Source organism: Arthrobacter sp. WCS2018Hpa-7 (assembly GCF_031843805.1).
Taxonomy (GTDB): Bacteria; Actinomycetota; Actinomycetes; order Actinomycetales; family Micrococcaceae; genus Arthrobacter.
The window spans coordinates 1-14,605 of the sequence record NZ_JAVTJB010000004.1 but is presented as its reverse complement, the minus strand read 5'-3'; the positions used below and the strand labels follow the sequence as shown (position 1 = coordinate 14,605).

At 64.0% G+C, this 14,605-nt stretch carries 10 protein-coding genes and 1 riboswitch; of the genes, 6 read left to right on the top strand and 4 right to left on the bottom strand.

What is annotated here, in order from left to right:
• Window positions 1–93 precede the first annotated feature (93 nt).
• Genes RQH14_RS05715 through speB form a run of 4 tightly spaced genes read right to left on the bottom strand, consistent with a single transcriptional unit; the run spans window position 94 to window position 5,454 of the window.
• A complete protein-coding gene (locus RQH14_RS05715) occupies window positions 94–1,386 on the bottom strand; it encodes a D-arabinono-1,4-lactone oxidase (protein WP_311212372.1) in 1,293 nt (430 codons plus the stop codon).
• A 29-nt stretch (window positions 1,387–1,415) separates the two neighbouring features.
• Window positions 1,416–2,936 carry an aminobutyraldehyde dehydrogenase gene (locus RQH14_RS05710; protein ID WP_311212371.1) on the bottom strand — a complete coding sequence of 507 codons (1,521 nt, stop codon included), beginning with the start codon at window positions 2,934–2,936 and terminating at the stop codon, window positions 1,416–1,418.
• Between the two features lie 59 nt (window positions 2,937–2,995).
• Window positions 2,996–4,435 carry a cytosine permease gene (locus tag RQH14_RS05705; RefSeq protein ID WP_311212370.1) on the bottom strand — a complete coding sequence of 480 codons (1,440 nt, stop codon included), beginning with the start codon at window positions 4,433–4,435 and terminating at the stop codon, window positions 2,996–2,998.
• Window positions 4,432–5,454: an agmatinase gene (speB, locus tag RQH14_RS05700; RefSeq protein WP_311212369.1), complete on the bottom strand. Its 1,023-nt coding sequence runs from the start codon at window positions 5,452–5,454 to the stop codon at window positions 4,432–4,434. Before speB ends, RQH14_RS05705 begins: the two co-directional genes overlap by 4 nt.
• A 187-nt stretch (window positions 5,455–5,641) precedes the next feature.
• Here speB and RQH14_RS05695 point away from each other — a divergent pair, with 187 nt between their 5' ends.
• The 6 genes from RQH14_RS05695 to RQH14_RS05670 all read left to right on the top strand — a co-directional run.
• Complete coding sequence (locus RQH14_RS05695; protein WP_311212368.1) at window positions 5,642–7,177, top strand: PucR family transcriptional regulator; 1,536 nt, start codon at window positions 5,642–5,644, stop codon at window positions 7,175–7,177.
• Window positions 7,178–7,252: 75 nt separating this feature from the next.
• Window positions 7,253–7,351: riboswitch (glycine riboswitch) on the top strand.
• Window positions 7,352–7,500: 149 nt separating this feature from the next.
• Complete coding sequence (gcvP, locus tag RQH14_RS05690) at window positions 7,501–10,380, top strand: aminomethyl-transferring glycine dehydrogenase (protein ID WP_311212367.1); 2,880 nt, start codon at window positions 7,501–7,503, stop codon at window positions 10,378–10,380.
• Window positions 10,381–10,391: 11 nt separating this feature from the next.
• Window positions 10,392–11,528, top strand: a complete 1,137-nt coding sequence (gcvT, locus tag RQH14_RS05685) for a glycine cleavage system aminomethyltransferase GcvT (protein ID WP_311212366.1) — start codon at window positions 10,392–10,394, stop codon at window positions 11,526–11,528.
• Window positions 11,529–11,552: 24 nt separating this feature from the next.
• Entirely contained in the window at window positions 11,553–11,936 is a 384-nt protein-coding gene (gene gcvH, locus RQH14_RS05680; protein WP_311212365.1) for a glycine cleavage system protein GcvH, read from the top strand.
• A complete protein-coding gene (glyA, locus tag RQH14_RS05675) occupies window positions 11,933–13,252 on the top strand; it encodes a serine hydroxymethyltransferase (protein ID WP_311212364.1) in 1,320 nt (439 codons plus the stop codon). The genes gcvH and glyA overlap by 4 nt, the downstream gene beginning before the upstream one ends.
• Before the next feature lie 317 nt (window positions 13,253–13,569).
• Window positions 13,570–14,605 (top strand): L-serine ammonia-lyase (locus RQH14_RS05670; protein WP_311212363.1); only part of this gene is annotated, 1,036 nt, incomplete at its 3' end.

Sequence of the window (14,605 nt, the reverse complement as noted above, 5' to 3'; positions counted from 1 at the left end):
AGAGGATCCGGGGGGAGGGCTTGGGATGTGAGAGAGGGTTGGTTCTCTCACATCCCGTCAGGCAAGATGTACTCGGCAGGCAAGCAGTACCCGTCAGGCGAGCAGGGACCGCGTGTGGTCGTTGAGGAACATTCCGCGGGGGTCGAACTCGCGGCGGACCTGGATGAACGTGTCCAGCTCCGGGTAGAGGCGTTCCAGGCGGCTGCGGGTCATGAAGTGGATCTTCCCCCAGTGAGCGCGTGGCTCGAATTCCTGCAGGACGGCATCGGCGTCGCGGAAGAACTGCCAGTAGTCGGTGCCGGGCTCGGTGGTCAGGGTGATGACGGTGCTGTCGCGGCCTTGGAACTGTGACATGTAGGCGTCGTCGGACTTCACCCACCGGACTTCCACGGGATACTTCTGCTCGGGGTACTTGCTGCGGATCAGGTCCTGGATGGCCTCGACGGCCACCAAGCCGTCTTCGCTGCGCACAAAGTACTCGAGCTCGTGGAACTGGGTAGTGAAGCCACCAGGGTAGATCCGGTAGGAACGGTCCAGTCGTGCACCCTCGACGGCGGAGAGCCGGCTTTCGTCCTGGATGGATGCCACGTTGTACCGCTTGGTGTAGCTGCGGCCGCCCATGCTGTGGTCCGGGGAACCCGGCAGGTCCAGCAGTTCGCAGGAGTCGTCCTCCGGGCACCACAGGAACGAGTAGTGCCTGTTGTCATCAATATCGGCCTGCCACGTGGAGGTGGTTTCCGCCCACGTGGGGTACGTGATCTGTTCCTGCAGGTAGTAGCTGTCTTCAACGGCCAACTCCACTTCCAGGAAGATCCCCAAAGTGCCAAGGGCTGTCTGTGCGGCGCGGAGTTCCCTCAGCTGGCCTTCGCCGATCTCCACGATCTCGCCGTAGCCGTTGATCAGTTTCACCCAGCGCAGTTTGGAGGAGAAGCTGCCCAGATCCTTGCCGGAGCCGTGGGTGCTGGTGGCCAGCGCCCCTGCGATCTGCTGTTTGTCGATGTCGCCCTGGTTGCTGAGCGCCAGTCCCTTGTCCCACAGGGCATCCCCGAACGCATTGATGGTGGTACCGGCCAGCGCGCGGGCTCGGCGTCCCACCTGATCAGTGCCCGTGATGGCCGAGAGTCCGGACATGTCCATCAGGACGCCGCCGGTCTGGACCAACGGTGAGGATGAGTGCCCTGAGCCGACCGCCCGCACAGGCAAGCCTTCGCGGATGGCGAAACGGACGGCGTCGAGCGCTTCTTGTTCGTTCCTGGGCCGCACGGTGAAGGCGGGCGTCGCGCTCTGGTTGCCGCCCCAGTTGGTCCACGTGGCGTCCGTGGTGAAGGGGGCTGTGGGAGTGGCTGCGGCCGGTGCATCCGATCCCCGGGAAGCATGAGTGGTCATGGTGAAAGCTCCGTTGCTTGTCTGAGGGCTTACGCGCCGTGGTTGATCATGACGTGCTTGGTGCGCGAGTAATCATCCAGGGCGTAGAGCGAGAGGTCGCGGCCGTAGCCGGAACCTTTGAATCCGCCCCACGGTACCTCGCACGCCAGGACAAGGTGCGCATTGACCCACACCGTGCCGAAGTCCAACTGCTTGGGAATGCGGAGGGAAAGGCTTGAATCGCGCGTCCACACCGAGGCTGACAGGCCGTACGGGCTCTCATTGGCGCGGGTGACGGCTTCTTCGGTGGTGCTGAAGGTTTCCACCGTGACCACGGGGCCGAAGATTTCGTGCGTGGCGATGTGTGCGCCGGCGGGCACGTTGCTGATGACCGTGGGCTCGATGAAGTAGCCGGGTCCTTCCAGTGCGGAGCCGCCAAGAGCGATGTTGAGCCCGGCGGCACGCGCCTCAGCCAGCGATTCCTTGACCCGCTCAAAGTGCGGGAGGGAGATCATGGGGCCGATTTCGACGTCGTCGCCGGCGTCGGGAGCGCCGATCACCAGGGTGCTGGCCTCCCGGACCAAGTGCTCGGTGAACTCTTCGGCCACGGACTCGTGGACCAGGACGCGGCAGGCAGCACCGCAGTCCTGGCCGGCGTTCCAGTAGCCGGCGTTGCGGACGCCGGCAGCGGCGGCGCGGAGGTCGGCGTCGGGGAAGACCACAACGGGAGCCTTGCCGCCGAGTTCCAAGTGGACGCGTTTGACGGATTTCGCGGCGGTTTCGGCCACGGCCTGGCCACTGACGACACTTCCGGTCAGTGCAACCAAGGCAATGTCGGGGTGTTCCGACAGGCGCTGGCCCACGGTCCGGCCACGGCCTGTGACCACGTTGAGGATGCCGTCCGGAATGCGTCCGGCCAGCACCTCCACCAACTTCAGCGTGGACAACGGGGTCTGTTCGGAGGGCTTGATGACAATGCTGTTTCCGGCCGCGAGGATGGGTGCGATCTTCCATGCAGCCATCAGCAGCGGGTAGTTCCATGGGGTGATGACACCCACCACGCCCACCGGTTCGCGCAGGATCACTGAGGTGTGGTCCGTGGCGTAGTCACCGCCGGCCATGGAGGTCAGGGTGCGTGATGCTCCGGCCATGAAACGGAAGGTGTCGATGGTGCTGGAGACATCGTCCTCAGAAACGGCGTGAGGCTTGCCGGTGTTGGCCGACTCGATGGCCTGGAACGCTTCCCGGTTCTCCTCAATGATGTTCGCAATGAGGTTCAGGACATCCGCGCGTTCCTTCGGGGTGGTGGCACCCCAGGTCTTTTGGGCCACGACGGCGGCGGCAACAGCGGCGTCCACGTCACGGGCGGTGCCCGCCTGGACGGAGGCAATGACGTGCTCGGTGGTGGGATCCACGACGTCGATGGAGTGGCCTGAGGAACCGGGGACAAAGGAACCGTTGATGAAGTGGCCTGCCGGAGGCAAAGGCAGCCGCAAAGGAAGTTGCTGGGGGAGAGAGGTGTTGAAGGCGTCTGAGCGTCGGACGGTGAACTGTTCGGTCTGGGTGGTCATGAGGATTCGCTTTCAGAGGAGGGCTGGTCAGATGAGGGCTGGTCAGGGGGAGTGACTGGTCAGATCAGGTCTGGGGTGAGCGCAGTGGCTGGAAAGGGAGCGGCTTCTGTCTTCTTGCCGAAGACCCGGGCCGCGAAGTAATACAGGGGAGCGACCACGACGAGGCCGACGATCCACGAGATGTCCACGCCACCCATAGCGGCGGCCAGAGGGCCTGTGTAGATGGCGGTTGCCGAGAAGGGCACCTGGATGAGGGCGCCTGCTATGTAGGAGCCGATGGCGACCCAATTGAACCGCCCGTACACGCCGCCGTCGCGCTTGAAGAAGTCTTCAACCCGGTACTCGCCGTGCCGCAGAAGGTAGTAGTCCACCAGGTTGATGGCCGTCCACGGCACCAGGACGTACATCAGGAAGGACAGGAAGTTGGTGTAGAAGAGGATGAAATTGTCGCGGGCAAAGAGGGCGATGGAGACGGCGACGACGAAGAGGATGATCGCGGCGATGCTGCGGGTCTTGGCTCGCGGTAACCAGGAGGGCTTGAACGTCTGCCCGATGGTGAGGGTGCACAGGACGCCGCAGTACAGGTTCATGGCGTTCGAGGCCGCTACGCCCAGGCAGAAGATGCCCACGATGATCAGGGTCCACGGCTGGAGCAGGGCTCCCAGGCTGCCGACGATTTCGACGTCGCCCGTGCTCATGGAGACGGCGAGCGTACCCACCAAAGCGCCAAGGATCATGGGGAACAGCGTTCCCAGCACGCAGCCTGAGTAGGAGGCCCAGAATGCCGGAGCGGAGCCAGTGCCCTGCGGCATGTAGCGGGAGTAGTCGGAGACGTAGGGGGCGTAGGCCAACTGCCACAGGGCGGAGACGGAGATGGTGCCCATGAAGCCCACCCAGTTGAAGTTGCCCGTCTCCAGGAAGTTCCCAGGCAGTCCGTGAACTATCAGGATCCAGCCGAAGGCAAGCAGCAGGGCCAGGCCGGCCGCGACGCTCAGGACGCGAGCATAGGCGTGGATGAGGCGGTAACCGAAGATGGTGGCGGTCACGCTGACCACCCCGATGATGATGATTCCGGCGTCGACGCTGATGCCCGGGCTGACGGCGGCCATCGCTTCACCCCCGAATACGAGGTTCGCTGCGAAGAAACCGACGTACATGACCACTACGATGACCACGATCAACAAGGCCCCGAAGGAGCCGAACTGGCCACGGGTCTGGATCATCTGCGCCACCCCCAGTTGCGGGCCTTGGGCCGAGTGCAGCGCCATGAAGATGCCGCCCACTACATTGCCGATGATGATGCCCACGATCGCCGGGACGAAGCCGAGGCCAAACACCGTGGTGGCGAGTCCGCCGGTCACGATGGTCATGATCATGATGTTGGAGCCGAACCAGATGGTGAACAGGTCCCGGGCCTTGCCGTGCCGCTCGTTGGCGGGGATGGGCTGGATGGTTTTGTCCTCCAACCGGGGAACCTCAGTTGTTGGTGCGGTGCTCATGATGCGGTCCGGGATGCTGAAGCGAGTTCACGAACAACAGCGGTGTCTGCTTTGCTGCGGTTCACCATCAGCCCCAGAAGGTCGAACACCAGGGTGGCTGCGGCAACCGTGGTGATGTCAGCGTGGTCATACGCCGGGGCGACTTCCACGACGTCGGCGCCCACGATGTTGATGCCGTTCAGTCCGCGGAGCAAGGCCAGGAGTTCGCGGGAGTGGAGCCCGCCCATTTCCGGGGTGCCCGTGCCGGGGGCGAAGGCCGGGTCAAGGACATCAATATCGATGGAGACGTACACCGGCGTATCACCGAGCCGGTCCTTCACCCGCTGGATGGCCGCCGGAACGCCGATCACATCAAGGTCCGAGCAGCGAATGATCTGGAACCCGAATTCGTGGTCCCGGAGGAAGTCGTTGCGGTCATAGACCGGGCCGCGGATGCCGACGTGCATTGACTTATCCTCCACCAGCAGTCCTTCCTCGAACGCCCGCCGGAAAATAGTGCCGTGCGTGATGGGCTGGTCGAAGTAGGTATCCCAGGTGTCCAGGTGGGCGTCGAAGTGCAGCAGCGCCACTGGACCGTGGACCTTGTTCAGGGCCCGCAGCATGGGCAGGGCGATGGTGTGGTCACCACCGATGGAGATGAGTCGCTTGTCCCCGCTGAGCCCGTTGCCACCGCTGATCAGGGGCAAAGCCTGCTCTTCGATCTCTCGGACAGCCCGGGCGATGTCATAAGGGGTGCAGGCGATGTCGCCGGCGTCCACCACCTGGGCCTCGTACACCGGTTCAACGTCGAGCTCCGGGTGGTACCCCGGACGGAGGAGGCGGGAGGCCTCGCGGACTGCGGCAGGGCCGAAACGGGCGCCGGGCCGGAAGGAGGTTCCGCCGTCGAACGGTACGCCGACAATCGCAATGTCGTAGTCCGGAACACGGTCGATCTGGGGGAGGCGGGCGAAGGTACCGAGTCCTGCATACCGGGGGACTTTGGTTGCGTCGACAGGGCCGATGGGCTGGTGGGTTGTCATTGACGGATCCTTGGGTTGAGGGGTGCTCGCCGTTGAGCGGGAAGTAAGTAATTCCATTCTTGGTGACGCGGATCACTCCGGATAGCGCTACATTGACTACAAATAGTCGAGGCGTTTAGACGAATGTCTAAGAGCCGCTACGTGCGGCGCTGAATCAGCCGTCAACGTACAGAACGGAGTGCTGGAGATGGCAATAACTGTGGCCGAACTCGTGGCTGAACCGCAGCTCGGCCTCACGCTCCTGGCGGGATCGGCCGGCCTGGACAACCGGATCACCTGGGCCCACACCTCGGACCTGCCCAGACTGTGGGAGTGGGTGACGGGCGGCGAGCTCATGATGACCAATGGCCTCTCCATTCCCCCCGACGCCCACGGGCAGGTGGCGCTTGCCGAGGCGTTGATGGACAGTGGTGCCAGCGCGTTGGCGATCGGCGAAAAGATGCACGCACCGCCGCTTGCGGACGAGTTCTTGGAGGCTTGCAACCGGCTCCCACTGCCCCTGATCAACATCCCGTATCCGCTGCCGTTCATCGCCATCGCCCGCTCGGTGGCCGAGTCCTCCTTGCTCGAAGAATCCCGTCGGCTGCGGCAGACGGCCCGCGTTTACGATCTCCTCCGCACCGCCGGAGCCTCCGAAGACCACTGGCAGAGCCTGGTCCAGCGGCTCGCCACCGAACTCGACGCGGACCTGTTCGTGGTGGACCGCCGATGCCTCCATCCCTGGCACCCCGATGGGCACGCACTCCCGGTGTTCCTCGCCGAAGAGTGGGCTCCGTTGTCCGGGCAGGTTGGCCTGGCGGGCAAGAACTTCCAGTGGCACCGTATCCGCGGCAGGCATGTGCTCACCATGGACATTCCCACCCACGCCAACGCGCTTCTGGTAGTGCTGCCCAACAGCGAACCGCACCCGGACGCCGTCGTACTTCTTCACGCCGCAACCGTGCTGGGACTGCAGCTTTCGCGCATCGTTTTGTCGCTGGAAAGCCGCCACCGGCTGGCCGGCGAGTTCCTGCTGCAAGCCATGGACGGACGCTTGGGCGCAGCGGAGATGGAGAGCCGGCTCGCAGCTTTTGAGGTTCCGCCCCAAGGTTTCCTGCTCGCCTCCATGACGGCGGGTGCCGGAGGCCGAACGGCGGCCGCCGCGGATAAAGCAACGGACGACGGCGGCAGGCTGGCTAGCGTGCACATCGAACTGTGGCGGCACGGGGTTGCGTCGGCGTCGTTGAAGCGGAACAACAGGCTTCACGTGGTGGTCCCCGCAGACGTGCCGGACAGCGTCCTGGTGCACTGTGCAGGGGAAGATGCGGCGATCGGAATCAGCGCGCCGGCTACCGTGGCAAACATCCAGCGTGCCCTGCAGGAGTCCCTGTGGGCGCTCGGTTCGGCCCGTGCGAACACGGTGGGGCTGGCCCGTTATGAGCAAGGCCCATCGTGGCTGGGGCTCACCAGTTTTGAGGAAGGAACCGCGCTGGTCAGGCGGCTGCTGGGCCCAATCTTCGACTACGAGCAGGGCCAGGAAGGCGATCTCATTCTGACGCTGAGGACCTATTTGGACTCACAGCGGTCGTGGCAAAAGACCGCGACGGCGTTGTTCGCGCACCGGCAAACCATCATCTATCGGATGCGGAAAATCGGCGAGCTGACGGGGCTGGACATGGGTGAAACGTCCACCGTGGCCCAGCTGTGGTTCGCCCTGCAGATCCACGAAGCGATGCATCAGTAGTCACACCTTGCTTGCGCTTTTTCAAAACAACCAGCTATGGTGTGAAGCGTGTCACTCATGGTGATGCAACGCTTTTGATCTGCGGCGGGAGAGTCCTGCCGGTACATCCAGTCAGGCGCCGTAGGAGCAAATCCTCCCCAGGAATCTCTCAGGCCCATGTACCGCCGCGGTTAGGCAACTCTGGAAAGCAGCCCGGGAAACCGGGTTCACCGACGGTGCAAGCAGGCAACCATTCCTGCGGAATCTCTCAGGTCCAATACAGAGCGGGGAGGAACCCCACATCATCGTGGCGCTCACTGGGCGCCTGAATCATGGAGTTCCTCTTGACTGTTCAATCAACCCCCACCGCCTTCGCGGACCGGCACATCGGCGCTCGCCGCCAGGCCGACGTTGACACCATGCTCAAGGCCATCGGCTACGACTCTGTCGACGGCCTGGTAGATGTCGCCGTCCCCGATTCCATTCGCCAGGAAACTGCCCTGAGGCTTTCGAGTGGAAACGACGCCCTCACCGAGGTGCAGGTCCTCGCCGAGCTCCGCAAGCTCGCTTCCAAGAACAAGACCGCTGTCCAGATGATCGGCCAGGGCTACTACGACACCGTGACGCCCCCGGTGATCCGCCGCAACATCCTGGAAGCTCCGGCTTGGTACACGGCCTACACGCCGTACCAGCCGGAAATTTCGCAGGGCCGCCTCGAAGCGCTGCTCAACTTCCAGACCATGGTGCAGGATCTTACCGGTCTTCCTGTAGCCAACGCCTCGTTGTTGGATGAAGCCACCGCCGTTGCCGAGGCTGTGCTGCTGATGCGCCGCGCCAACAAGTCCAAGATTGCCAAGGACGGCAAGACTGTCCTGGACGCTGATCTCCTCCCGCAGACCATCGCCATCGTGAAGGGCCGGGCCGAGGCGCTGGGCTTCGAAGTCCAGATCGCCGACCTTTCGGCTGGCCTTCCCGACGGTGACATCAACGGCATCGTCCTGCAGCAGCCCGGGGTTTCCGGCCGCGTGTTCGACCACTCCTCTGTGATTGCCGATGCCAAGGAACGCGGTGCGCTGGTCACCGTCGCCGCAGATTTGCTGGCGCTCACCCTCATCACGCCCCCGGGCGAACAAGGTGCGGACATCGCCGTCGGAACTGCGCAGCGCTTCGGTGTTCCGCTGTTCTTCGGCGGCCCGCACGCTGCCTACATGGCCGTCCGCGAAGGCATGGAGCGCACGCTTCCCGGCCGCATCGTGGGCGTCTCCAAGGACAACGCCGGCGTCCCCGCCTACCGCCTGGCACTCCAGACCCGCGAACAACACATCCGCCGCGAAAAGGCCACGTCCAACATCTGCACCGCGCAGGCGTTGCTCGCCATTGTTGCCTCGATGTACGCGGTGTACCACGGCCCCGAGGGCTTGAAATCGATCGCCGAAACCGTCCACGGCCACGCCCGTGTTTTGGCTTCGGCCCTGCAGAAGGCCGGCCGCGAACTCGTCTCCGAGTCCTTCTTCGACACCCTCACTGTCCGTGTCCCGGGCAAGGCTGACAAGGTCATCGCGGCCGCTGAAGCCCGCGGCATTAACCTGCGCCTCATCGATGCGGACACCGTTGGCGTTTCCGTTGATGAAACCACGACGCCGGAGGTCCTCTCCGCGGTGGCCGTCGCTTTCGGTGCCGGCCCGGTAGGGGACGCCTCCGGGTTCGAACTGCCCGCTGACGTGGTCCGAGTGAGTGATTTCCTGCAGCACCCGGTGTTCAACACGCACCGTTCCGAGACGCAGCTGTTGCGCTATATCCGCAAGCTGTCGGACCGGGACCTCGCACTGGATCGCACCATGATCCCGCTGGGTTCGTGCACCATGAAGCTGAATGCCACCGCTGAGATGGAGGCGATTTCCTGGCCGGAGTTCGCCTCCATCCACCCGTTCGCTCCGGACCACCAGACAGCGGGTTGGCGGGAGCTGATCGAGGACCTGGAAGCGGACCTCACCGAGATCACGGGCTATGACCAGGTTTCCATCCAGCCGAACGCGGGTTCCCAGGGCGAGCTCGCCGGACTGCTGGCTATCCGCGGTTACCACCTGTCCCGCGGTGACGAGCAGCGTACTGTCTGCCTGATCCCGGCGTCGGCCCACGGCACCAACGCGGCGTCTGCTGTGCTGGCGGGGATGAAGGTCGTTGTGGTGGCCACGGCTGCTGACGGCACCATTGATCACGCGGACCTTGCGGCGAAAATTGAGGCCCACCGCGATGTGTTGTCGGCCATCATGATCACCTACCCGTCCACGCACGGTGTCTACGACGCCGACGTCCGCGAGGTGTGCGATTCGATCCACGCCGCCGGTGGCCAGGTCTATGTTGACGGCGCCAACCTGAACGCGCTGGTTGGTCTGGCCCAGCCGGGCAAGTTCGGAGGCGACGTGTCCCACCTGAACCTGCACAAGACCTTCTGCATCCCGCACGGCGGCGGCGGACCCGGTGTTGGCCCTGTTGCTGCGAAAGCCCACCTGGCTCCGTTCATGCCGGGCGACGCGAACAAAGCGTCCCATGAGGAAGGCCACGGCGTTGCCATTTCCGCCTCACGCTACGGCTCCGCCGGTGTCCTGCCGATTTCCTGGGCCTACGTGAAACTCATGGGTGGGCAGGGCCTGACGGAAGCTACCAAGTCGGCGCTTCTTGCGGCCAACTATGTTGCCTCCCGCTTGGATGAGCACTTCCCCGTCCTCTACACGGGCGAAGGCGGACTTGTGGCTCACGAGTGCATCCTGGACCTTCGTGAGCTGACGGCCCGCACGGGTGTTACAGCCGAGGATGTTGCCAAGCGCCTGATCGACTTCGGCTTCCACGCCCCCACCCTGGCGTTCCCGGTGGCGGGCACGTTGATGGTGGAGCCGACGGAGTCCGAGGACCTGGCCGAGATCGACCGTTTCATCGAAGCCATGATCACTATCCGCGCCGAGATCGAGCAGGTCGCCAGCGGTGATTTCACTGTTGAAAAGTCGCCGCTGCGCAACGCACCGCACACGGCTGCCGCCGTCGTCAGTTCCGACTGGGACCGTGACTATCCGCGTGAGCAGGCAGCGTTCCCCGTCCACCACCTCAAGCAGGACAAGTACTTCCCGCCGGTTGGTCGCATTGACGGCGCCGCAGGTGACCGCAACCTTGTGTGCTCCTGCCCTCCCCTCGAAGCCTTCGAGAACACTGCTGACTTCGAAAACTAAGGACTCCTGACATGCCTGAGAACTACACAGCCCTGTACGAGCAACACAAAAAGGCCGGCGCATCGTTTACGGACTTCGGCGGCTGGCAGATGCCCCTGAAGTACGAGTCCGAGCTCGCCGAGCACCACGCCGTCCGCAAGTCTGCGGGCCTGTTCGACCTCTCCCACATGGGCGAAGTGTGGGTTACCGGCCCCGACGCGGCTGCCTTCCTGGACTACGCGCTGGTGGGCAAGCTGTCCGCGATCGCCGTGGGCAAAGCGAAGTACTCGCTGATCTGCAACAACGATGGCGGCATCATCGACGACCTCATTACCTACCGTCGCCCCTTTCCCGGGGAGGGCGTGGACAAGTACTTGGTGGTCCCGAACGCGGGCAACGCCAAGGTGGTGGCCGCGGCGCTGCTGAAGCGTGCGGCAGGTTTCGACGTCGTGGTGGAAGATGCCTCCGTGGAGACTTCGCTGATCGCGGTGCAGGGCCCCAACGCCGAAGCCATCCTGCTGAGCCTGGTTCCCGCCGATCAGCACGCGCTGGTCACCGAGCTGAAGTACTACGCTGCGGTTGAGGTGTCCATCAATGGGCAGGAGTTGCTGCTGGCCCGCACCGGCTACACCGGCGAAGACGGCTTCGAGATCTACGTCCCGAACCTCGACGCCCCGGGCCTCTGGGAAGCACTGCTCGAAGCCGGCGAAGGCCGCGGCCTCATCCCAGCAGGCCTCGCAGCCCGCGACTCGCTGCGCCTGGAAGCCGGCATGCCGCTCTACGGCAACGAGCTCTCCGTCCACATCAACGCCTACACCGCAGGCCTCGGCCCCGTTGTTTCCCTGGCCAAGGAAAGTGACTTCATCGGCCGCGACGCACTCACCGCCATCAAGGCAGCCGGCGTCGGATCCACCATCGGCCAGAAGCTGGTGGGTCTCAAAGGAACCGGCCGCCGTGCCGCCCGCGGACACTACTCTGTCCTCAAAGACGGCTCGCTCATCGGCGAAGTCACCTCCGGCCAGCCGAGCCCCACGCTCGGTTACCCGATCGCCTTGGCGTATGTCGACGTCGAGCATTCGGAGCCGGGCACCGTCGTGGAGGTGGACTTGCGAGGCAAGGCCGAACCGTTCGAGGTAGTCGCCCTGCCGTTCTACAAGCGCCAAAAATAAGCAGACCAGAAGTAAGGAATCGGAATGAGTAAAGTAGTTGCCGAGCTGAAGTACTCGGCTGAGCATGAGTGGGTTGCCGTCGATGGTGACGGGCCTGTGGGGGTCGGGATTTCTGCGGTTGCCGCTGATGCCCTGGGTGACATTGTGTACGTGGATCTGCCCGAGGTTGGTTCCACGGTGACCGCTGGCGAGACGTGTGGCGAGGTGGAGTCCACCAAGTCGGTCTCTGACCTGTACTCGCCCGTCACGGGTGAAGTGACCGAGATCAACGACGCCGTTGTCAGTGATCCGGCGCTTATCAACAACGACCCCTATGGTGCGGGCTGGCTGTTCAAGGTGGCCGCCACGGAGGAAGGGCCGCTCATGTCGGCCGAAGAATACGCTGCAACGAACGGTGGAGAACTGTGAACCCGGTATCTGTGACTGAGTACCAGCAAGTGGTGTCGGCGTCGTTGGATGCCCAGCTGTCCGAGCTGGATCCTGAGATCGCCGCGAAGATCGACGACGAACTGGGTCGCCAGCGCGACGGCCTGGAAATGATCGCCTCGGAGAACCACACGGCCGTCGCCGTGATGCAGGCACAGGGTTCGGTGCTGACGAACAAGTACGCCGAGGGCTACCCGGGCAAGCGCTACTACGGTGGCTGCGAGCACGTCGACGTGATCGAGCAGCTCGCGATTGACCGCATCAAGGCACTGTTTGGCGCGGAGTTCGCGAACGTCCAGCCGCACTCCGGTGCCCAGGCCAACGCCTCGGTGATGCACGCGCTCATCAAGCCGGGCGACACCATCATGGGCCTCAACCTGGCCCACGGCGGCCACTTGACCCACGGCATGCGGATCAACTTCTCCGGCAAGCTCTACAACGTGGTCCCCTACGGCGTTCGCGAGGACACCCACACGGTGGACATGGCCGAGGTGGAAGCCCTGGCGCAGGAGCACAAACCGGCACTCATCGTGGCCGGCTGGTCCGCTTATGCGCGGCAGCTGGACTTCGCTGAATTCCGGCGCATCGCCGACTCCGTGGGCGCCTACCTGATGGTGGACATGGCCCACTTCGCCGGGCTCGTGGCAGCCGGTCTCCACCCCTCGCCGGTCCCGCACGCGCACGTCACCACGTCCACCACTCACAAGACGTTGGCCGGTCCTCGTGGCGGCATCATCCTCTCCAACGACGCCGACATCGCCAAGAAGATCAACTCGGCCGTGTTCCCGGGCCAGCAGGGCGGACCGCTGGAGCATGTGATCGCGGGCAAGGCCGTGGCGTTCAAGATCGCCGCATCAGAAGAGTTCCGTGAACGCCAGGAACGTGTCCTCGCAGGTGCCCGCATCCTCGCAGAGCGACTCGTCCAGCCCGACGTCGCCGCCAAGGGCATCAGCGTGGTCTCCGGTGGAACGGACGTGCACCTGGTCCTGGTCGATCTCCGCAACTGCGAACTCGACGGCCAGCAAGCCGAAGACCGCCTCGCCACCATCGACATCACCGTCAACCGCAACGCCGTCCCCTTCGACCCCCGCCCGCCCATGGTCACGTCCGGACTGCGCATCGGCACCCCGGCGTTGGCGACGCGCGGCTTCGGCGAAGCAGCCTTCCGCGAAGTTGCGGACATCATCGCCGAGGCACTGATCGCCGACGCCGACGCGGACCTTTCCGGGCTGCGTCACCGCGTTGATGTGCTTGCGAAGGCGCATCCGCTTTACCCGGGAGTCGCGGACCTGGGCTAGTAGCCCGTCGGGTTCGCCCATTCGGGTTCGGTGGCCCGTTGGGGCCGACATCCTCCGCGGGCTCGGTCGCATAGGCATCCGCTGGGCGGATGCGATGCTCCCTTGGACGCCCGCTTCCGGATGCCGGCCCCAAGGGTCCCGGCCGGGTTGCACAGAGTTGGGTTGCACAGATGGGGCACGACTCGCGGGTTCGCTTGGTTGTCAGTGGATCCAGCTGCCGGGGGTGTTCTTCGGGCGTTGGTTTGGGGTGTGGGGTCCGCTCCGTTTGTTGGGGGCGGGGCGGGTTCAATGTTGTTTTACTTAGTGAGGAAATAGCCATGGCCGTTGGGGTCTTCGATCTGTTCTCTGTAGGCATTGGTCCGTCGAGCTCTCATACTGTGGGGCCGATGCGCGCCGGGGCGGTGTTTGCCCGTGAGCTTCGAGAGTCCGGAGTGCTTGAATCCGTTGCCGGTTTGCGGGTTGATCTGTACGGCTCGTTGGCCGCAACCGGTAAGGGACACGGCACCTTCACGGCCGTTCTGCTGGGGCTGGAGGGATACGACCCCGAGGAGATCCTGCCTGACGAGGTGGAGGAGCGGCTGGCTTCCATTGCGGAGACGGGAAAGCTCAACCTGGGCGGCGGCACGCTCCTGGATTATGCGGTGGAGGATATGGTGTTGCATCCGTTGACGGTGTTGCCGCGGCATACGAATGGGATGAAGTTTGCTGTTTCTGATGCTGAGGGGAACATCGTGCGGGAGGCGACGTTCTTTTCGGTTGGTGGCGGGTTCATTGTCCGTGAGGGTGAGGAGAACGCCGCGCAGCAGGAGTTGGAGGAGTCCAAGAAGGAGTTGCCGTTGCCGTTCCGGACGGCGGCGGAGTTGTTGGGCCGGTGCCAGTCCAAGGGTTTGGGGATCAGCGACATCATGTTCATCAATGAGCGGGCGTCCCGGTCCGAGGAGGAGATCCGGGAGGGTTTGCTGCATATCTGGCAGGTGATGGAGGCCTGTGTTGAAACCAGTTTGAAGCGTGAGGGTGTGCTTCCTGGTGGGTTGCGGGTCCGGCGTCGTTCTCCTGACTGGTTGGAGCGGCTGCTGAAGGAGGACAAGGACCGGAACGATCCGAAGTATTGGCAGGAGTGGGTGAACCTGATCGCCCTGGCGGTGAACGAGGAGAACGCTTCCGGTGGCCGGGTGGTGACGGCGCCGACCAATGGTGCGGCGGGGATTATCCCGGCGGTGCTGTATTACGCGTTGAATTATGCGCCGGGCATGGATAAGGCCAGCCAAAAGGACAAGGACGATGTGGTGGTGAAGTTCTTGCTCACTGCCGGTGCTGTGGGTGTGTTGTATAAGGAGCAGGCGTCCATTTCGG

Coding starts and splice junctions, on each gene's coding strand:
- gcvT (WP_311212366.1), top strand. CDS start 10,392: ATGCCTGAGAACTACACAGCCCTGTACGAGCAACACAAAAAGGCCGGC.
- RQH14_RS05710 (WP_311212371.1), bottom strand. CDS start 2,936: ATGACCACCCAGACCGAACAGTTCACCGTCCGACGCTCAGACGCCTTC.
- gcvH (WP_311212365.1), top strand. CDS start 11,553: ATGAGTAAAGTAGTTGCCGAGCTGAAGTACTCGGCTGAGCATGAGTGG.
- RQH14_RS05715 (WP_311212372.1), bottom strand. CDS start 1,386: ATGACCACTCATGCTTCCCGGGGATCGGATGCACCGGCCGCAGCCACT.
- speB (WP_311212369.1), bottom strand. CDS start 5,454: ATGACAACCCACCAGCCCATCGGCCCTGTCGACGCAACCAAAGTCCCC.
- RQH14_RS05705 (WP_311212370.1), bottom strand. CDS start 4,435: ATGAGCACCGCACCAACAACTGAGGTTCCCCGGTTGGAGGACAAAACC.
- RQH14_RS05695 (WP_311212368.1), top strand. CDS start 5,642: ATGGCAATAACTGTGGCCGAACTCGTGGCTGAACCGCAGCTCGGCCTC.